At 67.8% G+C, this 24,175-nt stretch carries 13 protein-coding genes; 10 read left to right on the top strand and 3 right to left on the bottom strand.

Features of this window, described 5'->3' with window-relative positions:
• Positions 1 to 48: 48 nt before the first annotated feature.
• The 7 genes from JSE7799_RS13765 to treY are packed head-to-tail and all read left to right on the top strand — an operon-like array spanning position 49 to position 15,161.
• Entirely contained in the window at positions 49 to 2,031 is a 1,983-nt protein-coding gene (locus JSE7799_RS13765) for an alpha-1,4-glucan--maltose-1-phosphate maltosyltransferase (RefSeq protein ID WP_055664126.1), read from the top strand.
• The gene (gene treS, locus JSE7799_RS13760) at positions 2,028 to 5,309 is read left to right on the top strand and encodes a maltose alpha-D-glucosyltransferase (protein WP_055664125.1); all 3,282 of its coding nucleotides are present in this window, start codon (positions 2,028 to 2,030) and stop codon (positions 5,307 to 5,309) included. The genes JSE7799_RS13765 and treS overlap by 4 nt, the downstream gene beginning before the upstream one ends.
• On the top strand, positions 5,306 to 7,480 hold the full coding sequence (glgB, locus tag JSE7799_RS13755) for a 1,4-alpha-glucan branching protein GlgB (RefSeq protein WP_055664124.1): 2,175 nt from the start codon (positions 5,306 to 5,308) through the stop codon (positions 7,478 to 7,480). The genes treS and glgB overlap by 4 nt, the downstream gene beginning before the upstream one ends.
• Before the next feature lie 10 nt (positions 7,481 to 7,490).
• Positions 7,491 to 9,557: a glycogen debranching protein GlgX gene (glgX, locus tag JSE7799_RS13750; protein ID WP_055664123.1), complete on the top strand. Its 2,067-nt coding sequence runs from the start codon at positions 7,491 to 7,493 to the stop codon at positions 9,555 to 9,557.
• On the top strand, positions 9,554 to 11,278 hold the full coding sequence (gene treZ / locus JSE7799_RS13745) for a malto-oligosyltrehalose trehalohydrolase (RefSeq protein ID WP_055664122.1): 1,725 nt from the start codon (positions 9,554 to 9,556) through the stop codon (positions 11,276 to 11,278). Before glgX ends, treZ begins: the two co-directional genes overlap by 4 nt.
• Positions 11,275 to 12,996: a 4-alpha-glucanotransferase gene (gene malQ, locus JSE7799_RS13740; protein WP_144431716.1), complete on the top strand. Its 1,722-nt coding sequence runs from the start codon at positions 11,275 to 11,277 to the stop codon at positions 12,994 to 12,996. The genes treZ and malQ overlap by 4 nt, the downstream gene beginning before the upstream one ends.
• Entirely contained in the window at positions 12,993 to 15,161 is a 2,169-nt protein-coding gene (gene treY, locus JSE7799_RS13735; RefSeq protein WP_055664120.1) for a malto-oligosyltrehalose synthase, read from the top strand. Before malQ ends, treY begins: the two co-directional genes overlap by 4 nt.
• Here treY and aptA read toward each other — a convergent pair.
• Positions 15,158 to 16,474 carry an omega-aminotransferase AptA gene (gene aptA / locus JSE7799_RS13730; protein ID WP_055664119.1) on the bottom strand — a complete coding sequence of 439 codons (1,317 nt, stop codon included), beginning with the start codon at positions 16,472 to 16,474 and terminating at the stop codon, positions 15,158 to 15,160. The genes treY and aptA overlap by 4 nt on opposite strands.
• Before the next feature lie 126 nt (positions 16,475 to 16,600).
• On the opposite strand from aptA, the gene JSE7799_RS13725 reads away from it, so the two are divergent.
• Positions 16,601 to 17,953: a glutamine synthetase family protein gene (locus tag JSE7799_RS13725; protein ID WP_055664118.1), complete on the top strand. Its 1,353-nt coding sequence runs from the start codon at positions 16,601 to 16,603 to the stop codon at positions 17,951 to 17,953.
• Complete coding sequence (locus JSE7799_RS13720; protein WP_055664117.1) at positions 17,953 to 19,251, top strand: NAD(P)/FAD-dependent oxidoreductase; 1,299 nt, start codon at positions 17,953 to 17,955, stop codon at positions 19,249 to 19,251. Before JSE7799_RS13725 ends, JSE7799_RS13720 begins: the two co-directional genes overlap by 1 nt.
• Here JSE7799_RS13720 and JSE7799_RS13715 read toward each other — a convergent pair.
• Positions 19,248 to 20,954 (bottom strand): hydantoinase B/oxoprolinase family protein, encoded by a 1,707-nt coding sequence (locus JSE7799_RS13715; protein WP_055664116.1) that lies wholly within the window; start codon positions 20,952 to 20,954, stop codon positions 19,248 to 19,250. The genes JSE7799_RS13720 and JSE7799_RS13715 overlap by 4 nt on opposite strands.
• On the bottom strand, positions 20,947 to 23,037 hold the full coding sequence (locus tag JSE7799_RS13710; RefSeq protein WP_055664115.1) for a hydantoinase/oxoprolinase family protein: 2,091 nt from the start codon (positions 23,035 to 23,037) through the stop codon (positions 20,947 to 20,949). Before JSE7799_RS13710 ends, JSE7799_RS13715 begins: the two co-directional genes overlap by 8 nt.
• A gap of 106 nt (positions 23,038 to 23,143) precedes the next feature.
• Here JSE7799_RS13710 and mnmH point away from each other — a divergent pair.
• On the top strand, positions 23,144 to 24,175 hold a 1,032-nt coding region (gene mnmH / locus JSE7799_RS13705; RefSeq protein ID WP_055664114.1), incomplete at its 3' end, for a tRNA 2-selenouridine(34) synthase MnmH.

The following is a 24,175-nucleotide window of genomic DNA, read 5'->3' as shown; positions in this document are numbered from 1 at the left end:
GAGGCGGCTTCGTGATGAGGCCGCCATCTGAATGACAGGGGGCATGAGATGGGGCGCGGCACCACGCGGAAGGCTGTCAAATCGACGCGGGAGCGGGTTCCCGCGGCTCCGGCGCGGCTTGTGATCGAAGCAATTGAACCGACCGTCGAAGGGGGGCGCTTTGCCGCCAAGACGGTTGCCGGCTGGCCGACGCGGATCGCGGCCGACATCTTTTCGGACGGCCATGAAGTGCTGGGCGCAAAAGTCATTCTAAGCACACCCGGCGCCGATCCGGTCGAGGTGCCGATGATCCACGAGATCAACGACCGCTGGGTCGCTGAGGCACGGTTCGACACCGTCGGCCCCGCCCGCTTCACCATCCACGCCTGGCGCGACGTGTTCGCGACCTGGCTGCGCGGAACCCGCAAGAAGGTCGCAGCGGGCCAGTCCGTCGCCGTGGAACTCGAAGAAGCGCGTGCGATCCTCAAGAGCATGCGCGCCAAGGGCGACGACGCCGGGGCGATCAAGGCCCTGCGCGTCGAGGCCAAGGGCCCGCAGGCGCAGGAGGTCCTTCTGTCCGACGAGACCGAAGCCCTCATGGCGCGGGCCGGTCCGCGTGCACATCTCACGGCCGCGCCCGACATGCCGATCTGGGTCGACCGCGAAGCGGCGGCGTTCTCGGCGTGGTATGAATTGTTCCCCCGCTCCATGGGTGGGCCGGAGCGGCACGGCACGTTCGAAGACGTCATCGACAACCTCGGCTACGTCACCGACATGGGGTTCGACACGTTGTACTTTCCGCCAATCCACCCGATCGGGCGGACCAACCGCAAGGGCAAGAACAACACCCTGACCGCCGGGGCCGAAGATGTCGGCTCGCCCTACGCGATCGGCTCGGAGGCGGGCGGACATACGGAGGTCCATCCGGAACTAGGCACGATCGAGGATTTCGACCGCCTCGTGGCCCGGGCCGGCGAAGCGGGGTTGGACGTGGCGCTGGACATCGCGCTGAACGCGTCGCCTGACCATCCCTGGATCAAGCAGCATCCCGAATGGTTCGAATGGCGGCCCGACGGCTCCATCGCCTATGCCGAGAACCCGCCGAAGAAGTACGAGGATATCGTCAACTTCCGTTACTACATGGATGACGGCTCTCCGAACGCCCCCTTCTGGGAAGCGATCCTCGACATGTTCCTGTTCTGGGCGGATCACGGCGTCATCGTCTTCCGCGTCGACAACCCGCACACCAAGCCGTTCCCGTTCTGGGAGTGGCTGATGGCCGAAGTCCGCAAGCTGCATCCCGGCGCGATCTTCCTCGCCGAGGCGTTCACGCGCCCCAAGGTGATGAAGCGTCTGGCCAAGATCGGCTACAACCAGAGCTACAGCTACTTCACTTGGCGCAACACCAAGTACGAACTGACCGAGTATCTCACCGAGCTGACGCAGGAGGATTGCCGCGACTACATGCGCGTCAATTTCTTCGTCAACACGCCCGACATCAACCCGGTCCCGTTGCAGACCTCCGGGCGGCCCGGCTTCCGGACCCGCGCGATTCTCGCCGCCTCGCTGGCGGGGAATTGGGGCCTTTATTCAGGGTTCGAATTCTGCGAGGGCGCGCCAATGCCCGGCAAGGAGGAATATCTCGATTCCGAGAAATACCAGTTGCGCCACCGCGACCCGGAAACGCCCGGTCACATTCGAGACGACATCCGGCTGATCAACCGCATCCGGCGCGAGCACCCGCAGATGCGCGACATGCGCAACCTGTCCTTCGTGCCCGCCTTTGACGACCGCGTCCTGTCCTATGGGCGGTTCGACGCGGACGGGGCGGTGTTCTTCCACGTCCTGCTCGACCCGCACGCACCGGCGGAGTTCGACTTTCAGGTGCCGCTGTGGAAGTTCGGCTTGCCGGAAGACGCCTCGATCGAGGTTCAGGATCTTGTACAGGGCAACCGATTCACCTGGCACGGGCGGGACCACCGCCTTGCGCTCGATCCGCACGAGCGCCCCTATGCCATCTGGAAACTTACCGCACCGGGAGGAGCCCGATGAACGCGCCCGCACCGCACATCGCCACAGACGAAAAGGCCGACCGGCCGGACTGGTTCAAGGACGCCTTGATCTACCAGTGCCACGTCAAGGCATACCAAGATAGCAACAACGACGGCATCGGCGACTTTAAGGGCCTGATGCAGCGTCTCGACCATATCCAGTCGCTGGGGGCCACGGCCGTCTGGCTGCTGCCGTTCTATCCCTCGCCGCTGCGCGACGACGGCTACGACATCGCCGAGTTCAAGGCGGTCAATCCGCAATACGGCGACATGGACGATTTCCAGAAGTTCGTCGACGAAGCGCATCGTCGCGGCCTCAAGGTCATCACGGAGTTGGTCATCAACCACACCTCCGACCAGCACGAGTGGTTCCAGAAGGCCCGCCGCGCCCCCAAGGGCAGCCCGGAGCGGGATTACTACGTCTGGTCCGACGACCCGACGCGCTGGATGGACACGACACGGGTGATCTTCAACGACACCCATGACAGCAACTGGACCTGGGATCCGGTGGCCGACCAGTTCTACTGGCACCGCTTCTTCGACCACCAGCCGGACCTGAACTTCGACAACCCCGCCGTTCTCGACGCGGTGCTGGACGTCATGCATTTCTGGCTCGACAAGGGCGTGGACGGGCTGCGGCTCGACGCGATCCCCTACCTCGTGGAGCGGGACGGGACGAACAACGAGAACCTCCCCGAGACGCACGACATCCTGAAGGCGATCCGCAAGGACCTGGACGAGCATTACGAAGGGCGGATGCTCCTGGCCGAGGCGAACCAGTGGCCCGAGGATACCCGCCCCTATTTCGGTGAGGGCGACGAGTGTCACATGGGATTCCACTTCCCCCTCATGCCGCGGATGTACATGGCCGTCGCGCAGGAGGATCGCCACGCGATCACCGACATCATCCGCCAGACGCCCGAGATCCCCGAAGATTGCCAATGGGGCATCTTCCTGCGCAATCACGATGAGCTGACGCTCGAAATGGTGACCGACCGGGAGCGGGACTACCTGTGGGAGACCTATGCCGCCGACAAGCGGGCGCGCATCAACATGGGGATCCGCCGCCGCCTCGCGCCGCTGATGAAGAACGACCGGCGCAAGATCGAGCTTCTGAACTCCATGCTGCTGTCCATGCCGGGCACGCCGATCATGTATTACGGCGACGAAATCGGGATGGGCGACAACATCTATCTCGGCGACCGGGACGGCGTCCGCACGCCGATGCAGTGGTCCGCCGACCGCAACGCGGGCTTCAGCCGCGCCGTGCCGCAGCAGCTCTACCTGCCGGTCATCCAGGATCCTGAATACGGGTATGAGGGGCTGAACGTCGAGGCGCAGGCCCTGTCGCCGTCGTCGTTCCTCAACTGGATGCGGCGCATGGTGACGGTGCGCAAGAAGCACGACGTGTTCGGGCGCGGCGAGATCGACCTGCTCTATCCCGCCAACCGCAAGGTACTCGCTTATATCCGCCGGGCCAAGGATGTCGATCCGGGCGCCGAGGGGGACGAGGCCGTCCTGTGCGTCGCAAATCTCAGCCGCGCCCCGCAGGCGGTGGAAATCGACCTGAGCCGCTACAAGGGCCGCGTGCCGGTCGAGCTTGTGGGCCAGGCGCCGTTCCCGCCGGTGGGCGAGCTTCCGTACATGTTGACGCTGCCGGCCTACGGATTCTTCTGGTTCGTCCTCGCCTCCGAGGAAGAGGCACCGGATTGGCACATGCCCAGCCCACAGGTCCTGCCCGATTTCGTGACGCTGACGACGCGCGACGGCCGGATTTCGACCGCCCTTGACGGGCGTGACGCGCGGCAGTTCATGGAACGCTCCCTGCCGCAATATATCGACCTGCAGCGCTGGTTCGCGGGCAAATCCGCCGGAGCCGATTCCGTCCGGCTGCGCCAGTTGGGCGAGCTCGAGTCCGGCAAGCACATGCTGGCGGTCGCCGAGGTCGAGACGGGGGGCGAGACGCAGAACTACTTCCTGCCACTCTCAGCCGTTTGGGATGAATCAGCGCTGACCATGTCGCCGCGCCTGCCGGCGACGCTGGCCAAGCTGCGGCGCACCAACAAGGTCGGCGCGCTGATGGACGGTGCCTCCGACGAGGACATGGCCCGTACCCTGCTCGACGCGATGCGCGAAAAGCTCGTGATGACGGGTGAGGGCGGCAAGCTCGTCTTCACCGGCACCGACCTGCCGGACGAGGAGACGGCCGGCGAGCCGCGCCTTCTGGGTGCGGAGCAGTCGAACGCCTCCGTCGCGTTCTCCGATCAGGTGGTACTCAAGCTTTACCGCCGCCTTCGCGAAGGGCTGCAGCCCGATATCGAGGTCGCGCGCTTCCTTTCGGAGGAGACGGACTTCACCGCCACGCCGCGCCTTCTGGGCACGATCGCCTGGCAAGGTGCGGACGGGACCGAGACGGTCTTGGCCGCCGCGTCCGAATACGTGCCCAATCAAGGCGATGCCTGGTCCTTCGTCACCGAGGGCCTCGACCGGGAGATGGAAGCCCGCGAGGTCGGTCATGAGGGCGATCAGCGGCCGCTGATGGTCGGCGCGCTCGATCTCGGGACGCTGCTGGGTCAACGCACGGCCGAGATGCACCTCGCTCTGGCTTCCGGCACCGATGCATTCGGAACGGAACCGGTCGATGCCGATCGCCTCGCGGTTCTGGTCGAAGAAACCCGGACGGAGATGGCCCGGACGCTCGACGCGATCGATCCGGCCAAACTCAGCCCCAAGGCGGCCGAGATCGCGCGGCAGGTTCTCGATCGCCGCGATGCGATCATGGCGCGGATCGACCGGGTTTCCGCCATGACGCCCTCGGGCGCGGAATGCCGTGTCCATGGCGACTACCATTTGGGGCAGGTTCTCGTGGCGCAGGGCGACCTCGCCATCATCGACTTCGAGGGCGAGCCGTCCCGCAGCCTCGCGGAGCGGCAGGCCAAGTCCTCGCCCCTGCGCGATGTGGCGGGGATGCTGCGCAGCTTCGACTATGCGCTGTGGACGGCGCTTGATCGCCGGATCGAGGCGGGTGCCGACGCCACCCGCGCCATGGCGCAGGTCGACGAATGGCGCGCGGCCACGGCCGGCGCCTTCCTCGATGCCTGGCGCGAGACGATGGGCAACGCGCCCGTCCGCCCCGCCGACCGGGATTTCGAGGACGCGCTCCTCGACCTGCACCTGTTGCGCAAATGCGCCTACGAGGTGGAATACGAGCGGTCCTTCCGGCCCGCCTGGATCGACGTGCCCCTGAAGGGCCTTCTACAAATCGCGGAGAACGCATGACCCGACCCGACGAAGCCACCTGCGAGGCCATCGTCCGCGGCCGCCTTTCCGACCCGTTCGCGGTGCTCGGAATGCACGGCACGCCCCCGGCCATCACCGTTTTCGCCCCCGATGCGGGCGAGGTGACGGTGCTGGACGGTAAGGGCAAGCCGCTGGGCACGATGGAACGAATCCACCCCGAAGGCGTGTTCCACCTCGCATTCGAGAAGAAGCGAAAGCCCTTCGCCTACCGCCTGCATTGCCGGGCGGGCGAGCATGAATGGGAGAAGGAGGACACCTATCGCTTCGGCCCCGTGCTGGGCGAGATGGACGAATACCTTCTTGCCGAAGGTCGCCACGAGGAACTCTGGACCCGGCTCGGCGCGCATCCGATGACGCATGACGGCGTCGCCGGAACGTCCTTCGCCGTCTGGGCTCCGAATGCCCGGCGGGTCAGCGTCGTGGGGCATTTCAACGCTTGGGATGGTCGGCGGCAGCCGATGCGCCGTCGCATCGGCGGCGGCCTGTGGGAATTGTTTATCCCCGGGATCGGCGTGGGCGAGATCTACAAGTACGAGATCGTCGGCGCGTATGGCGACGTCCTGCCGCTCAAGGCCGATCCCGTCGCGTTCCAGATGGAACACGCCCCCGGAACCGCGTCCATCGTCGCGGCCGCCTCGGATCGCACCTGGACAGATACCGAGTGGATGGAAAAGGGCCGTCGCGATCTGCGCGATCAACCCGTCTCGATCTACGAGGTGCATCTGGGATCCTGGCGGCGTGGCGACGGCGACCGGATCCTCTCCTATACCGAGGTCGGGCCGCTGCTGGCGGACTACGTCAAGGAGATGGGCTTCACGCATGTGGAGTTCCTCCCCCTGTCGGAGCACCCCTACACCCCGTCCTGGGGCTATCAGCCGATCGGCCTCTTCGCGCCCACCTCGCGCTTTGGCGACCCGGACGATTTCGCCGCCATGGTCGACCACCTGCACAATGCCGATATCGGCGTGATCATGGACTGGGTTCCCGCGCACTTTCCGTCCGACGAACACGGGCTCGCCCGCTTCGATGGTACCGCGCTTTACGAGCATGAGGATCCGCGGCTCGGGTTCCACAAGGACTGGAACACGCTGATCTACAATTTCGGCCGGACGGAGGTGTCGAACTTCCTGCGGTCGTCGGCGCTCTATTGGCTGCGGGAACTTCACGTCGATGCCCTGCGCGTCGATGCGGTCGCCTCGATGCTCTATCTCGACTATTCGCGCAACGAGGGTGAATGGCTGCCCAACCGTCATGGCGGGCGCGAAAACCTCGACGCGATCGATTTCCTGCGCGACGTCAACACGCAGGTTGCGGAGCGCAGCCACGGCACCACGATCGCCGAGGAATCCACCGCCTTCCCCGGAGTTTCCCGTCCGGTGGAGCAGGACGGCCTCGGCTTCGACTTCAAGTGGAACATGGGCTGGATGCACGACACGCTTCAGTACATGTCCGAGGACCCGTTCAACCGCCGCTGGCACCACGACAAGATGACGTTTGGGCTGCACTACGCCTTCAGCGAGAACTTCGTCCTGCCGATCAGCCACGACGAGGTGGTGCATGGCAAAGGCTCCCTGCTGAACAAGATGCCCGGCGACGACTGGCAGCGCTTCGCCAACCTGCGCGCCTATCTCGGCTGGATGTGGACGCATCCCGGCAAGAAGCTGCTCTTCATGGGCTCGGAGTTCGGGCAGTCGCGTGAGTGGTCGCATGACCGCTCGCTTGACTGGCACCTGCTGGACGATCAGCGCCATGCCGGAATACAGCGCCTGGTGCGGGATCTGAACGCGGTCTATCGCGGCCACCGTTCGCTCCACGCCCGCGATTGCGAGCCGGAGGGCTTCCGCTGGATCGACGGGGGCGACGCCGACAACAACGTCTTCTCCTTCCTGCGCCTCGGCCATGACGGCGACCCGCCGGTCGCGGTCATCTGCAACATGGCCCCCGTCCTGCGCGAGGATTTCCGCGTCGGCCTGCCGATGGAAGGCCGCTGGCGCGAGACGTTCAATTCGGACGCGACGGAATACGGTGGAACCGGATCCGGCAATGGCGGTTCCGTCACGGCGGATGGCCAGGGTTGGCACGATCAGCCCGTCTCGGCCTCCATCACGCTCCCGCCGCTGGCAACGGTAATTCTCACCCCTGACACCTGAGGGAATTTCGATGTCATCCGAGTATCGAGTCGAACCCGGCATCGGGTCGCGCCGTGGCGCGACTTGGGATGGGGCGGGAACGAATTTCGCCCTGTTTTCCGCCAATGCGACAAAGGTCGAATTGTGCCTGTTCAACAACGCGGGAACGCGCGAGATCGCGCGCATCCCCCTGCCCGAGAACACGCACCAGATCTGGCATGGCTACCTGCCCGAAGTGCGGCCCGGCCAGCTCTACGGCTACCGGGTTCACGGCCCCTATGCCCCCGAAGCGGGGCATCGGTTCAATCCCAACAAGCTGCTGCTCGACCCCTACGCCCGGGGCCACAAGGGCGAATTGCGCTGGCACGACGCGCTGTTCGGCTACCGGATCGGACACCGGAAGGAGGATTTGAGCTTCGACCGTCGCGACAGCGCGCGGATGATGCCCAAATGCGTCGTCACGCCCGACGCCGCCACGTGGGGCGACGATGCCCACCCCCGCACACCCTGGAGCCGGACCATCATCTACGAGGCCCATGTGGGCGGGATGACGATGCGCGCGCCACATGTCGAGGAGCCCATGCGCGGCACCTTCGAGGGCTTGGCCGAGCCGGGCACGATCGCGCATCTCAAGCGCCTCGGTGTCACCGCGATCGAGCTGCTGCCGATCCATTCCTTCCACGACGACAGATACCTTCTGGAGAAGGACCTCGTGAACTGGTGGGGCTACAACACGACCGGGTTCTTCGCGCCCGCGAACCGCTATCTCGTGCAGCCCGGCGCCCTCGACGAGTTCCGGGTGATGGTCCGCCGCCTGCACGATGCGGGCATCGAGGTGATCCTGGACGTGGTCTACAACCACACCGCCGAAGGCAACCAGCTTGGCCCGACCCTGTCGTTCCGCGGGATCGACAACGCTTCCTATTACCTGCTGGGCGACGACCCGCGCTACTGCTTCGACACGACCGGAACCGGCAACACGCTCAATCTTGAGAACAGCCGCGTGATGCAGATGGTGATGGACTCGCTGCGTTACTGGGTCGAGGATTGCCATGTGGACGGCTTCCGCTTCGACCTGACGACGACGCTGGGCCGGCGGCGCGACTACTTCGACCCGGCCAATCCGTTCCTCACCGCCGTGCGGCAGGATCCGGTTCTGGGTCAGGTCAAGCTGATCGCCGAGCCGTGGGATACCGGCAATGACGGCTATCAGGTCGGCAATTTTCCCCCCGGCTGGGCGGAGTGGAACGACACCTACCGCGACACCGTCCGCTCCTTCTGGAAAGGCGATGCGGGTCAGACGCCCGAAATGGCCGACAGGCTGCTCGGCTCGGCCTCGAAGTTCGAGCATGACGGGCGGCGGCCTTGGACGTCGGTGAATTTCATCACCGCGCATGACGGCTTCACACTGGCCGACCTCGTCTCCTACAACGAAAAGCACAACGAGGCGAATGGCGAGGACAACAAGGACGGCCATTCGCACAACCTGTCTTGGAACCACGGCGTCGAGGGGCCGACCGACGACCCCGAGATCAACGCGCTGCGCGACCGGCAGCGGCGCAACATGATGGCCACGCTCATGCTGAGCCAAGGCACGCCGATGATCCTGATGGGCGACGAGAACGGGCGAAGCCAGGACGGCAACAACAACGCCTATTGCCAGCCCGGCGAGATGAACTGGTTCGATTGGGATCAGGCCGACGACCCGTTCGTCGATTTCGTGCGCGGCCTGATCGCCGTGCGGAATTCGAGGCCGATCCTGACGGCGCATCGCTTCCTGCATGCATCGGCGGACAATCCCGAGAACCGGCACGTGACGTGGCACCGCCTGCGCGGCGGCGGGATAGAGCCGGAGGCCTGGGAAGACCCGGAGCGGCGGGCCCTCGCCATCAGCTATCACGGGCGCGACGACGCGACACTGTTCCTCGCCATGAACGCGGGCGCCGAGCCGCGCGAAGTCGAGTTGCCCAAAGGCCGCTGGCGCCATCTGGTCTCCACGACGGAGGGCGCCGCCACGCCCGACGGCTTTGGCGAACCCGTCGAGGACCAGATCGAAATCGACGCCCGCGCCCTCATTCTTCTGGAGGCTCTGCCATGACCGACCTTCCGACTTGGGGAGCGATCCCGTCTGACACCGGAACCCGCTTCCGCCTCTGGGCCCCCGACGTGCCGGAGGTCGGGCTTTGCCTTCCCGACGGGGAGCACGACATGAAGACCGTCGGCGACGGCTGGTTCGAACTCACCGCCGACGCGCCGGTGGGCACGGAATACGCGTTCCGCCTGCCCGACAATCACCGGGTTCCCGATCCCGCCTCGCGGCTTCAGGCCGAGACGGTGCACGGCACCAGCGTCGTCGCATCCTCCGCCCACGACTGGCGCCACGACCGGCCCGACCGGGGCTGGCACGAGGCGGTGATCTACGAGTGCCATATCGGCACCTTCACGCCCGAAGGCACCTACCGCGCCGCGATCGAAAAGCTGCCGCATCTCGCCGATCTGGGCGTAACGGTGCTGGAAATCCTGCCCGTGGCGCATTTCGGCGGCGATCGGGGCTGGGGGTATGATGGCGTTCTGCCTTACGCGCCGCATCCCGCCTACGGCACCCCGGAGGAGTTGCGCGAGTTGATCGACGCGGCGCATGCGCACGGGCTGATGGTGCTGATGGATGTCGTCTACAACCACTTCGGCCCGGACGGAAATTACCTGCACATGTACGCGTCCCGCTTCTTCGATCCGGAGCGGCAGACGCCTTGGGGCGCGGGCATCGCTTATGCCGCCGAGCCGGTCCGCCGCTTCTTCATCGAGAACGCGCTCTACTGGATCCGCGACTTCAACCTCGACGGGCTCCGGCTCGACGCGATCGACCACGTCCGCGATCCGCATTCCGACACGGAGATCCTGATCGACCTCGCCCGCGAGGTGCGCGCGACCGTGGACCGGCCCGTGCACCTGACCACCGAGGACAACCGCAACGTGACGCATCTGCACGCCCGCGACGGCGACCGCGTGCCGTTGATGACCGCCGAGTGGAACGACGACTGGCACAATGCCGCGCATGTCCTTCTGACCGGCGAGACGGAGGGCTATTACGACGCCTATGCCGACGATCCGACCAGCCTTCTGGTCCGTTCGATGGCCGAGGGGTTTTCGACGCGCGGGGCGGGCGGCAAAGGCTCTCCCTCCGGGCATCTGCCGCCGGACGTCTTCATCGACTTCCTCCAGAACCACGACCAGATCGGCAACCGCGCCATGGGCGAACGTCTGACCGTGCTGGCCGATCACGACCGCCTGCGGGCGATGCAGGCTCTCCTGCTTCTTTCGCCGCATGTCCCGATGATCTTCATGGGCGACGAATGGGATGAGACGAACCCGTTCCTGTTCTTCGCCGGGTTCGAGGGCGAGTTGGGAAAGGCCGTGACCCAAGGCCGCCGCCGCGAGTTCGAACATTTCAAGAGCTTTTCGGCCAGCGACGTGCCCGATCCCGTCGACCCCAAAACCTTCGAGCGCAGCCGCATCGACTGGTCCAAGGCCGAGAGCGAAGCCGGTCAGGCCGCGCTGGCCCGCCACCGCGAATTGCTGATCCTTCGTCGGGAGCGGATCGTTCCGATGATCCCCGGCACGGGCTCCGATTGCGGCACCATGCTCAAGGCCCCTGCCTTGTGTTTCGCCGTCGACTGGCAGTTGGGCGGCGGCCGGCTTTCGGTGCGTACGAACCTGTCGGACGCAAAGGCCGATCTGCCGCCGGCCGACGGTGACCTCATCCACCTGACCGGCGACGCTCCCGGCGTTCCGGCCTCGACTGCATTCTGGATCTCATGAAACGCCTTGCCCGCCATCACGGATTGACGCTGGAATATGACGGGCGAGAGGTTCCGCAGGAAACCCTGCGCCTGATCCTCGACGGGCTGGGCCAGGACCCGGACGGCCCGCCGACCGGCCCGGCCGCGCCCAAACGCATGAACGTACCGAAGGAGGCGCGGTGCTACCTGCCGCCGTCCCTGCGGGACGCGCCCGGCTGGGGCATCTTCTGCCAACTCTACGAGATCCGGTCGGATCGCTCCTGGGGCATCGGCGATTTCGCCGATCTGGCCGAACTTGCGCGCATCTGCGGCGCGGCGGGCGCGGATTTCCTCGGGATCAATCCGGTGCACGCGCTGTTCACCGCGATTCCCGAACATGCCTCCCCCTTCTCCCCGTCGAGCAGGCGGTTCCTGAACCCGCTCTACATCGCGCCCGATGCCCTTGGCTGCGCGCGGCCGGCAATGGCGGATGGCGACACGGTCGATTATTCCGACGTGGCTCGGGCAAAGCTCACCGCCCTGCGCCACGCCTTCGACGGGTTCGGCGACGACCCGGCCTTCGACGCCTTCGTCACCGAGGGTGGCGAGGCGCTACGGCTGCATGCCCTGTTCGAGGCCCTGAGCCACGCCCATGGCGGCGGCTGGCACGACTGGCCCGAAGCGTTCCGCGATCCCGCCACGCCGGAAGTCGCCGCCTTCGCCGAGGAAAATGCGGCCGAGATCCGCTTCCACCTGTGGTTGCAATGGACTGCGCGGCGGCAACTTCACGAAGCGCAGATGGCGGCCAAGGATGCGGGCATGCGGATCGGGCTCTATCTCGATCTCGCCGTGGGCGAGGCCCTCGACGGGTCGGCGACGTGGTCCGGCGCCGCCGCTGCTCTTCCCGGTCTGACCGTCGGCGCACCGCCCGACGTCTTCAGCGAGGAGGGGCAGAACTGGCAGCTTGCCGTGCCCTCGCCCGCCGCCCTTCGGGAAACGGACTTCGCCCCGTTCCGCGACATGATTGCAGCGCAGCTCCGCGATGCCGGCGCGTTGCGGATCGACCACGCCATGGCCCTCTGGCAGCTCTTCCTCATCCCCGAAGGAGAACCCGCCGCGCATGGCACGCATCTGCGCTATCCCCTGCCCGACATGCTCCGCGTTCTCGCCAACGCGTCGCAAAAGGAGGAGGCCGTGGTCATCGGGGAGGATCTCGGCTTCGTCCCCGAGGGCTTCCGCGATGCGATGGAAAAGGCGCGCGTGCTGTCCTACCGCATCGTCTATTTCGAGCAATCCGAAGACGGTTTCGCCACCGCCGACACCTATCCGGAGATGGCGCTGGCCTGCCTGTCGACGCACGATCTGCCCCCGCTTGCCGGGTGGTGGGAGGGCATCGATATCGATCTGCGCGAGGAGCACGGCCTCGTCTCGCCCAAGGCCAGCAAGGAGCATCGCAAACATCGCGAGTGGGAGCGCAAGCATCTGGCCCGCGCGCTCGGAGTGACCACGACGGATCCCGATCCCGACACGCTTCTCGACGCCGCGCATCGCTTCATCGCCGCGACGCCGTCGCTTCTTGCCGGTGTGCGGCTGGCCGATCTGGTGGGGCCGGCCCGGCCGACCAACCTGCCCGGCGTGACGGACGCCTACCCGAACTGGCGCCCCCGCTCGCCCACGCGACTCGAAGACATCGCCACCCATCCCACCTTTTCCCGCACCACCCGGATCATGTCCGACGCACGTCCGAGGCCTGAATGAAGCTGCCGACCGCCACCTACCGCCTGCAACTGCGCGAGGGGATGGATTTCGCCCGCGCCGCCGACCTCGTGCCCTATTGGCGCGACCTCGGCGTCTCGCATCTCTACCTCGCGCCGGTCTTCACCGCCGCGCCCGGCTCGACCCACGGCTACGACGTGACCGATCCGAACGAGGTTGAACCGGATCTCGGCGGCCGTGCGGGGCTGGAGGCACTGGCGGATCGGCTGCACGAGGCGGGGCTGGGCCTGATCCTCGACATCGTGCCGAACCACATGGCGTTCACCGTCCACAATCCGTGGCTCTCGGACGTGCTCCGCCACGGCCGCGACAGCCGCTTCGCCGATCATTTCGATATCAACTGGTCCAATGGCCGCCTGCGCCTGCCCTGGCTCGGCGCCCCTTTCGCGGAGCTTGCCGCGGCGGGTGACATCGAGGTTGAGGGCGACGAGATGGTCGCCCCCGGGCTGCGCATCCCGCTGGCGACGCAGCCCGAGGGCGACCTCACCGCGATCCACAATGCGCAGCCGTGGCGCCTGACCCATTGGCGCACCGAGTCCGCCGCCATCGACCACCGCAGGTTCTTCACCGTAACCGGCCTGATCGGCTTGCGCATCGAGGACCCGAACGTGTTCGAGGACGTCCACCGCCTGACCTTCGACCTGATCGAAAGCGGTGTGGCCGACGGGTTGCGCGTGGATCATGTGGACGGTCTGGCCGACCCGGACGAGTATCTCGGCCGTCTGCGCGACCGCCTGCCCGGCACGCCGATCTGGGTCGAAAAGATCCTGACCGGCGACGAGCCCCTGCCCGATTGGCCGGTCGAGGGCACGACCGGCTACGTCGCGGCCCGCTCGATCGCCCGCGTGCTGACCGATGGGGACGGCGCCGCGCGCATGGCCGAAGGCTGGCCCGCCTTCCACGACGTCCGCGACGACGCCAAGACGCAGATCGTGACGACCGAACTTCAGGCCGAGGTAGAGCGCCTGACCAACCTCGCCGTCCGGGCGGGGGCGCATCTCGAATGGGGGCGGGCGTCATGGCGACAGGCGATTCTCGCCTATGTCCGCGCCTTTCCGCGCTACCGCACCTATGCCACGGCCGATGCCGTGCCCGAGGCGGATGCCGAACTGATCCGCGACACCGCCGCACGCGCGGCAAGGGACAGGCCCGCCGCCGCCGCGCTCGGCGACCTGACGGACCTTCTGACGGATAGGGCCAATTCCGAACTGCGCCTGCGTCTGCAACAATTGACCGGCGCGGCCATTGCCAAGGCGCAGGAAGACACCGCCTTCTACCGCTGGACGCCGCTTCTGTCGGCCAACGAGGTGGGCGCGGAGCCGGACGAACCTGCGATGGATGCCGACGCCTTCCACACCTGGATGGAGCGCCGCGCGGCCCTGATGCCGAACGCGCTGACCCTGACCTCCAGCCACGACACCAAGCGGTCGGAGGATGCGCGCATGCGGATCGCCGCCATCTCGCACGATCCCGACGCCGCCGAGGCGCTTCTGTCCCGCGTGCCCGACCTGCCGCAGCCGTGGCGTTGGTATCTGGCACAATCGGCCTTCGCCGCCGCACCCGACGGCGATCTGGCGGAGCGGCTGCCCGCACATCTGGAAAAGGCCATGCGCGAGGCCAAGCGGGACACGTTCTGGACCGATGTGGTCGAGGAGTTCGAAGGCCCGGTCCTCGACGCGGCCCGCAGCGTCGCCGACCGCTTCGCCCCCGCCGATGACCTGTCGGGCCTTGCCACGCGGGCCGAAAACCTCGCGCTGGCGCAATGCGCGCTCAAGTTCTTCGTGCCGGGCATTCCCGACATCTATCAGGGGACCGAGATCGGCAGTTTCCGCCTGACCGACCCGGACAACCGGGCAGCCGTGGATTGGGATGCGCTGGCAAAGCTGAACGAAGGGGCGGAGGTGCGCTCCCCTTTCGATCGCACGAAGTTCGACCTGACCCGCACGCTCCTGCAACTGCGCCGCGATAACCCCGACGCCTTCACGACTGAGTGGCGCGCCCTTGATGCGCCCGAGGGAGAGCTTCGCGCGGCACGCGGGCCGTTCGTCCTGCACATCTCGACCCGCGGGACGACGCTGCCCGCGGGTGGGGACGCGCTCTGGCCCGCCTCCGGCCCCTCCCCCGTCCGCGTGATGCGCGCGACCTAGGCGACCGCTTCCAGCGACGCGCGCAGGATCGCGAACAACTCGTCCACCTGCGCCGCCGATATGGTCAGCGGCGGCGACAGGACCATCACGTCCCCCGCCGCGCGGATCAGGCCCCCGCGATGGAACGCGTCCACGAACACATCGTAGCCGCGCGTGCCCGGCCCGGTTGCGCGCGGCTCCAGTTCCACCGCCCCCAGCAGGCCGAGATTGCGGATGTCGCGGACATGCGGCGCGTCCCGCAGCCCATGTATCGCCGCCTGCCAATGGGGGGCCAGCGCGGCGGCACGGGCGAAGACGTCGTCGCGCGCATAGATGTCCATGATAGCCATTCCCGCGGCGCAGGCGGCCGGATGCCCAGAATAGGTATAGCCGTGGAAGAATTCGATCACGTGCTCGGGCCCCTGCTCGAACGCGCGGCGGATCTCCCCGGACACGATCGTGGCCCCCATCGGCACGGTCCCCGAGGTGATCCCCTTGGCCAGTGTCATCATGTCGGGTGTCACGCCGAAGTAATCGGCGGCGAAAGGTGTGCCGAGGCGGCCGAACCCAGTCACCACCTCGTCGAAGATCAGCAGGATCCCATGCGCGGTGCAGATCTCGCGCAGCCGCTCCAGGTACCCGACCGGCGGCGGCAATACGCCGGTCGCGCCCGCCACCGGCTCCACGATCACCGCGGCGATGGTTTCCGCCCCGTGCAGGGCCACCAGCCGCTCCAGATCCTCGGCCAGATGCGCGCCCCAAGCGGGCTGCCCGCGCGAGAACGCGTTATGCTCCGGCGCGTGGGTGTGCGGCAGGTGGTCCACCCCGCCGACGATCTGCGCGAAATGCCGGCGGTTGTTGACAATCCCGCCGACAGCGATGCCGCCGAAGCCGACGCCGTGATACGCCCGTTCCCGCCCGATGAAGCGCGTCCGCGTCCCCTCGCCACGCGCCTTGTGATAGGCCAGCGCGACCTTGAGCGCCGTCTCCACTGCCTCCGACCCGGAGCCGGAGAAGAACACGTGGTCCAGCCCCTCGGGCGCCATGCCGGCGATCCGGCGCGCAAAGTCGAAGGCGATCGGGTGACCCATCTGGAAGGCCGGCGCGTAGTCGAGCCGCAGAAGCTGCTCATGCACCGCATCCGCGACCTCCCTGTGGCCGTGACCCGCGTTGCAACACCAAAGGCCGCCGGTCCCGTCGAGGATTTCGCGTCCGTCCTCGGTGGTGTAATGTACGCCCTTCGCGCCGGTGAGCATCCGCGGCGCGGCGCGGAATTGCCGCCCCGCCGTGAAAGGCATCCAAAACGCGTCGAGCCGGTCGTTGCTGCCGTCCATGTCCCATTCTCCATTGCGGGGCGCAGGCATTGGATGATGCAGCCCGCGTCCGGCCGCAAGACGCCGCGATTGACGCCCCGCCAGCCGCCTGCCATCGAAGCGCCATCCCCCCGGAGACGACCCCGAATGACCGACCAGACCGAGCCCGCCCAGGCGAACGAGGCGACGACGCCCCCCGAGACCCTGTTTGCATGTATCTGCGACCTCAACGGCGTGATGCGCGGCAAGCGCCTGCCCGTGGGCGAGATCGACAAGATCGCCGGCGGCGGGATGCGGATGCCTCTGTCGATCTGCGGCCCCGACATCTGGGGCGAGGACGTCGAGGGTTCCGCGCTCCTGTTCGAGACGGGCGATGCCGACGGCACCTGCGAGGCGACGGGCCGCGGCCCCCTTCCCCTGAGCTGGACGAACCGGCCCACATCGCTGATCCCGATGTGGATGCGGGAAGAGTCAGGCGCGCCGTTCCTCGGCGATCCGCGCCGCACCCTTGACGAGGTGGTGAGCCGCTGGAAGGCGCGCGGCCTCACCCCCGTCGTCGCGACCGAGCTGGAATTCTATCTTATCGACCCGTCCGGGCGCGTGCCCCAGCCGCCGGTCTCGCCGGTGACGGGCCTACGCTCCAGCTATGACGGCGCGCTCAGCCTCGACGATCTGGAGCATTTCGAGCGGTTCCTCGACGAAATCTACGATGCCTGCGCGCTTCAGGGGATCCCCGCCGATTCCGCAATCTCCGAGAACGGCGCGGGCCAGTTCGAGGTGAACATGCGCCACCTGCCCGACCCGCTGCGGGCCGCCGATGACGCAGTCCTGTTCAAGCGTCTCGTCCGGGGCATCGCGCGCAAGCACGGCATGGCCGCGACCTTCATGGCCAAACCCTACGGCGACCGCTCGGGCAGCGGCTTTCACGTCCATTTCTCGGTGGTGGACGAGGCGGGCAAGAACGTCTTCGATGATGGCGGCCCCGACGGGTCCGACATGATGCGCGCCGCCGTGGCGGGGCTTCTGGCGACCGCGCAGGAATGCGCGCTGACCTTCGCGCCGCATGAAAACAGCTTCCGTCGCCTGCTTCCCGGCACGCATGCGCCCTCCTCCGTCGCCTGGGGCTACGAGAACCGGACCGCCGCGATCCGCATTCCCGGCGGCGCCGCACCCGGCCGGCGGATCGAGCACCGCATCGCCGGCGCGGATGCCAATCCCTACCTCGTCCTGGCCAGCATCCTCGGCGGCGCCCTCATGGGGATCGAACGGGACCTGACCCCGGCCGCGCCGATCACCGGCGACGCCTACAGCAAGGACCTGCCGCACCTGCCGCTCGACTGGGCCACCGCGATCAAGGCCTTCGCCGAGGGCGACAACATCCCCGCGATCTACTCCCGCAGGCTTCGGCGGATGCTTCTCGACTGCAAGCGGCAGGAGCAGAAGCAGTTCAACCGCCATGTCAGCGAATTCGAGTTCCAAACCTATCTGGAGGTGGTGTGATGGCGCGGCATTACGCGGGCGACGGCGCCCATGTCGGCAGCTACTACGCCGCCACCGCCAATCCCGCGCCCGAGCGGCCGGCCCTGCATGGTGATGTCGAGGCGGATGTCTGCGTCGTCGGCGGCGGCTATTCGGGCCTGTCGACCGCGCTCCACCTCGCCGAACGCGGCCGCCGGGTCGTCCTTCTCGAAGGGGCCCGGATCGGCTGGGGCGCGTCGGGGCGCAATGGCGGCCAGATCGTCAACGGCCTGAACGCCTCGCTTCAGACGATCGAACGCCGCTACGGCGCCGACACCGCAAGCTTCGTCGCAGGGCTCGTGACCGAGGGCGGCGCGATCATCCGCGAACGGGTGGCGAAATACGGCATCGACTGCGACCTTAAGGACGGCAACGTCTTCGCCGCGCTGACCCCCGCCCACATGCGCGAGCTTGAGGCCCGGCACGCCCTCTGGCGCGGTCATGGGATCGAGGGGCAGGAAATGCTCGACCGCGACGCCATGCGCGGCCACGTGACATCCGATCTCTATGTCGGCGGCATGCGCGACGCGACCGGCGGGCACATGCACCCGCTGAACCTCGCGCTCGGCGAGGCTGCCGCTCTGGAGAGCGTCGGCGGCACGATCCACGAGATGAGCGCGGTGACCTTCGCCGACACCGAGGCCGCCCGCCCCGTCGTGCGCACCGAAGACGGCAGCGTCACCTGCGACACGCTCGTCCTCGCGGGCAACGCCTATCTCGGGCACGTGATCCCCGCGCTCGTCTCGCGGGTGATGCCCGTTTCGACGCAGATGATGGCCACCGAACCGCTGGGCGATCTGGCCGACCGGCTTCTGCCCACCGACGAATGCATCGAGGACGTGCGCTACATCCTCGACTACTATCGCCTGTCCGCGGACAAGCGGCTGCTGTTCGGCGGCGGCACCGTCTATGGCGGCACCGATCCGCGCGACATCGAGGGCAAGCTCCGCCGCAACATGATCAAGGTCTTCCCCGAACTCGCGGGCAAGCGCGTCGAACATGCCTGGAGCGGCAATTTCGCCCTGTCGTTCAGCCGCGTGCCGCAGATGGGGCGGCTCGGCCGCTCCACCTATTTCGCGCATGGCTACTCGGGCCACGGCGTGACCGGCTCGCACCTGTTCGGCCGCATCCTCGCCGAGGCGATCACCGGCGACACCGAGCGGTTCGACGTCTTCGCCGGTCTGCCCTGGCTGCCGTTTCCCGGCGGCCGGGCGTTGCGGGTGCCCTACTCGGCCATGGGCTCGTGGTGGTACGGGCTGCGCGACCGCCTCGGGGTCTAGGTCTCCTCGCCCCGCGCGGCCGCCTCCAGCGCGGCCGCGATGGCCGCCTCGTCCCAGCCATGCACGTCGCGCGCCGTCTCCGCCGAGATGTAGCCCAGCATCAGGTCGCGCCGCACCTCCGCCTCCGCCCGCTCGGACGGGGCGCCGTAACCGCCGCCTCCGGGAAACGCCATCCGCACCACACGACCATGCGGCACGCGCTGCCGGCCCTTGCCGCGCATCGCCACGCCGTCGTCGCGCCCGATCGATGTCGGGGCCCCGTCGGCGCCACCACGCCGCCCCCGCGCGGGGTGGTCGATCCGGTCGAGCATGGCCGAGATGTCGAATTCGTGCCCCTCGCGCGCGCCGACCTCCATGAACTGCCCCAGCCCGCCACGCCGCCGGCCGGCCCCGCCGGAATCGGGGCGCAACTCCTTGCGCCAGACGATGACAGGACCGACCTGCTCCGTCGCCTCGACCGGCATGGTCATCACGCCCGAGGGGAAGGCCGTCGCGTTCATCCCGTCAAGCCCGGGCCGCGCCCCCGACCCGCCCGAGTTGAAGGTCAGCACCTCGGCGCGCACCGCATCCGTCGGCGCGGGCGCGTCCGTCCGGGGCCGCAGCGACAGCTGGAAGTTGCACAGACACCCCGCGCCCTCGGCAGGGACCAGATCGGGGATCAGCTTGTCCAGCGCGTCGAACACCGTGTCCGGCACCATGTGCCCGATGACGTGCCGGAGGGCGACAGGCGCGGGCGGCCGTGCGTTGACGATGCAATCCTCGGGCGCGGTGATCTCGAAGGGTGACAGGCTGCCGGCATTGTTCGGGATCTCCGGCGCGACCGCGCATTTCAGCGCGTAGCACGCATAGGCCTTGGTATAGACCAGCGGCACGTTGATCCCCTTCGGATCCAGCCCGCTCGTCCCCGCCCAGTCGGTGACGATGCGGTCGGCCTCGATGGTGACGCGCACGCGCAGGTCGACCGGCACCGAATAGCCGTCGATGGCCATATGTCCGTCGGCCGAACCACGCGGCAACGCCGCGATCCGCGCAATCGTCGCCTCGCGCGAACTGGTCAGGATGAACGCCGCGATGTCGGTGAGGTCGGCGAGGCCGAACTCCGCCATCATCTCGGTCAGCCGCCGCTGACCGATGCCGTTGCAACTGGCCAAGGCGAAGATGTCGCCGACCAGCTGATCCGGCTCGCGCACATTTGCCCGGATCAGCGCCATCAGCGTTCCGTCCACCTCGCCACGATCCATGAGGCGCATGATCGGCAGGGCCAGCCCCTCCTCATGGACATCGTCGGCATCCGCGCCAAAACCGCGCCCGCCGATATCGGTGACATGCGCGGTGCAGGCGAAAAACCCGACCAGCTTTCCGTAGACGAAGACCGGCGTGACGACGGTGATGTCGTGCTTGTGACCTGTCCCCTCCCACGGATCGTTGGTGAGATAGACATCGCCCTCGGCCATGGTCGCGACGCCGATCCGGCGCATGAAATGCCCCACCGCGTCGGCCATGGCATTGACGTGGCCGGGGGTGCCGGTGACGGCCTGCGCCAGCATCCGCCCCTCGCCGTCATACACCCCCGCCGAGAGATCGCCCGCCTCGCGGACGCTCGTCGAGAAGGCCGTCCGGACCAGCGCCTGCGCCTGCTCCTCGACGATGGAGATCAGGCGGTTCCACATGACCTGCTGGGCCACGCGCGTCGATTCAGCCATCTGCGTTCTCCTTCACCTTCACGTCGAGCGTTCCATCGGGCAGCGCAGTAACGCTGCGGCTTGCGGGCACGATGACCGAGGTCTCGTTCTCCACCACCACCGCAGGCCCCGGCGCGCCCTCGCCCGGAGCGAGATCGGCCCGCCGGATCACCGCCGCGTCCAGACGCGCACCCACGGCCGGGTCGAACAGCTCCCGCCGCTCGGCCACCCTGGCCTCCCCCTCGGGCGGCGCTTCGCCCAGCGGCTCGGGCGCGGCACTTTCCGTACGCGCATTGACCGACCAGACGGTGATCTCCGCCTCCATCCCCTCGACGATCCGCCCGAACAAAGCCGCGTAATCCGCCTCGAACCGCTCCAGGATCGCCGCAGCCTCCGGGTGCGCGGCCTGCTGCGGCGACAGGGTCACCGGGATCTCCCAGCCCTGCCCCGCATAACGCATGTAGACCTTGTGCTCCGCCACGACCGACGCCTCAGCATCGCAGGAGCGCACGAAGGCCGTCGCCTCCTCCTCCAACTCGGCGAACAGATCCGCCACCGCATCCGCGTCGAAATCCGACATGCGGGTAAAGACCGACCGATTGGCCTCGAAGCTGAAGGGCGCGCGCAGGAACCCGATGGCGGAGCCCACGCCCGCGCCCTGCGGGATCAGGCACCGCCCGATGCCCAGCTTCTCGCACAGGCGCGCGGCGTGCAGGGGCGCCGCACCGCCGAACGCGATCATCGTATAGCCCGAGAGGTCCTCGCCGTTCTCGACCGCATGGACGCGCGCGGCATTTGCCATGTTCTCGTCCACGACCTCCGCCACGCCCCAGGCCGCCTCGGTCGCGTCCATTCCGAGCGGGCCGCCCACGGCCGCATCCAGCGCCGCCGCCGCCCGGTCGGGATACAGCGCGATGGACCCGCCGGCGAAATTGGCCGGATCCAGCCGGCCCAGCGCCAGATCGGCATCCGTCACCGCCGGCCGCGTTCCGCCCCGGCCATAGCTGGCCGGTCCCGGCTCAGATCCGGCGCTTTCCGGCCCCACGGCGATCCGGCCCATCGCATCGACCGAGGCCAGCGATCCGCCGCCCGCCCCGATCTCCACCATGTCGATGACGGGGATCGAGATCGGCATCCCCGACCCCTTCTTGAAGCGGTAGGTCCGCGCGACCTCGAAGACGCGTGCGGTCATGGGCCGGGCGTCGCGGATCAGGCAGATCTTGGCCGTCGTGCCGCCCATGTCGAAGCTGAGAACGCGGTCCAATCCATGCCGGGCGGCGATGTCGGCGGCGAAGATCGCGCCCCCCGCCGGGCCACTCTCCACCAGCCGGACGGGAAACTCCGCGGCGATCTCCAGCGCCATGATCCCGCCGCCCGAATGCATCAGGAAGACGGGACAATCCGCGCCCTCCTCCGCCAGCCGGCCCTTCAGGCGGCCCAGATAGGATTTCATCAGCGGCTTGATATACGCGTTGGCGATGGTTGTGTTGAACCGCTCGTATTCGCGCATCTGCGGCGACACCTCGCAGGACAGCGACACCATCACGCCCGGCATCCGCTCCGCCAGAACCTCCGCGATCAGCCGCTCATGCGCGTCGCCCGCATAGGAATGGAGCAGCCCGACCGCCACGCTCTCGTAGCCCGCGGCAACCAGTTCGTCGGCCAGCGTCTCGACCTCCGCCCGATCCAGCGGCACCAGAACCTCGCCGCGCGCATCCATCCGCTCCTCGACGACATAGCGGCGGTTGCGCGGCAAAAGCGGCTCGGGCAGCGTCAGGTTCAGATCGTATTGCTCGAACCGGCTCTCGGTGCGCATCTCGATGACGTCGCGAAATCCCTTCGTCGTGATCAGCGCGGTCTTCGCCCCCCGCCGCTCGATCAGCGCGTTCGTCGCCAGCGTGGTGCCGTGGATGATCTGCGCGATCCCGCCCGGCTCGATCCCGGCCTCGGCACAGACGCGGTGCATGCCTTCGACGATGGCATCCTCGGGCGCCGCGTAGGTCGTCAGCACCTTGGTCGAGGCCCGCCCCCCCGGATGCTCCAGCACGACATCCGTGAACGTGCCCCCGATATCCACGCCCAGACGTGCCGTGCGGTCGCTCATGTTCCATCCCCTTCTTGACGCGACAGGCCTAGCGCCACCACGCGCCGGGGGTAAAGGGTCTGCGCACGCCTTGACCCCGGCCCCGCGACCTGCACCTTGCGGCCCCATGCGCCATTCCGTCCCCGATCTCGCCGCCCTCGACGCCCTGCCCTTCGACGAGGTCATCGACGTGCGCGCCCCCGCCGAATTCGCCGAGGATCATCTGCCCGGTGCGATCAACCTGCCCGTCCTGTCGGATGCGGAACGCGCCCGCGTCGGCACGATCTACGTGCGGCAGGACCGTTTCCTCGCCCGCAAGGTCGGCGCCGCGCTGGTCTCGCGCAATGCCGCCGCCCATCTCGAAGGCCCGCTGGCGGATCGCGACGGCGGCTGGCGACCCCTCGTCTATTGCTGGCGGGGCGGCCAGAGATCGGGCTCCTTCGCGTCGATCCTCGAACAGATCGGCTGGCGGGTCGGCGTGCTGGAGGGCGGCTACAAGGCGTATCGGCGGCTGGTGAAGACCGTGCTCTACGATGCGGACCTGCCCGTGACGCCGATCCTGATCGACGGCGGCACCGGCACCGGCAAGACACAGCTCCTTCCCCATATGCAGGCGGCCGGCGCGCAGGTGATCGACCTCGAAGGGCTGGCGAACCACCGCGGCTCCAATTTCGGCGGGCGCGCGGGCGGACAGCCGGCCCAGAAGATGTTCGAATCCCGCCTCGCCGCCGCGCTCTCCCAACTTGACCCCGACCGGCCGCTGTTTCTCGAGGCCGAGAGCAACGCCATCGGCGACGTCCTGATCCCGCCCAGCCTGTGGAAGGCGATGCGCGCGGCCCCTGTGGTCCGCCTCGACGCGCCGGCCGGGGCGCGGGCGCGCCACCTGCTGAGCGCCTATCCCGACCTGTCGGAGGATGGGGAACTTCTTCACCGCCGGATCGACGCGCTGCGCCCCTATCATCCGGGCGACACCATCGCCGCGTGGCACGACCTGGCGAGGACGGGTGCGCTGGTCCCGCTGGCCGAGGCGCTGATCGAACATCACTACGACCCGCGCTACCGCACGGCGGCCCGCGACGGCACCGTGATCGGCCACGTCACGCTGACCGACCTGTCGGAGACGGATCTCGGGCGGGCCGCCGCCGAAATCGTAGCGCTG

Source organism: Jannaschia seosinensis (assembly GCF_001408515.1).
Taxonomy (GTDB): domain Bacteria; phylum Pseudomonadota; class Alphaproteobacteria; order Rhodobacterales; family Rhodobacteraceae; genus Jannaschia; species Jannaschia seosinensis.
The sequence above is the reverse complement of the archived record's forward strand: the minus strand, read 5'-3'. Positions and strand labels throughout refer to the sequence as shown.

Bases quoted from the DNA above. Each gene is read 5' to 3' on its own strand.
- JSE7799_RS13765 (WP_055664126.1), top strand. From the start codon at position 49: ATGGGGCGCGGCACCACGCGGAAGGCTGTCAAATCGACGCGGGAGCGG.
- treS (WP_055664125.1), top strand. From the start codon at position 2,028: ATGAACGCGCCCGCACCGCACATCGCCACAGACGAAAAGGCCGACCGG.
- glgB (WP_055664124.1), top strand. From the start codon at position 5,306: ATGACCCGACCCGACGAAGCCACCTGCGAGGCCATCGTCCGCGGCCGC.
- glgX (WP_055664123.1), top strand. From the start codon at position 7,491: ATGTCATCCGAGTATCGAGTCGAACCCGGCATCGGGTCGCGCCGTGGC.
- treZ (WP_055664122.1), top strand. From the start codon at position 9,554: ATGACCGACCTTCCGACTTGGGGAGCGATCCCGTCTGACACCGGAACC.
- malQ (WP_144431716.1), top strand. From the start codon at position 11,275: ATGAAACGCCTTGCCCGCCATCACGGATTGACGCTGGAATATGACGGG.
- treY (WP_055664120.1), top strand. From the start codon at position 12,993: ATGAAGCTGCCGACCGCCACCTACCGCCTGCAACTGCGCGAGGGGATG.
- aptA (WP_055664119.1), bottom strand. From the start codon at position 16,474: ATGGACGGCAGCAACGACCGGCTCGACGCGTTTTGGATGCCTTTCACG.
- JSE7799_RS13725 (WP_055664118.1), top strand. From the start codon at position 16,601: ATGACCGACCAGACCGAGCCCGCCCAGGCGAACGAGGCGACGACGCCC.
- JSE7799_RS13720 (WP_055664117.1), top strand. From the start codon at position 17,953: ATGGCGCGGCATTACGCGGGCGACGGCGCCCATGTCGGCAGCTACTAC.
- JSE7799_RS13715 (WP_055664116.1), bottom strand. From the start codon at position 20,954: ATGGCTGAATCGACGCGCGTGGCCCAGCAGGTCATGTGGAACCGCCTG.
- JSE7799_RS13710 (WP_055664115.1), bottom strand. From the start codon at position 23,037: ATGAGCGACCGCACGGCACGTCTGGGCGTGGATATCGGGGGCACGTTC.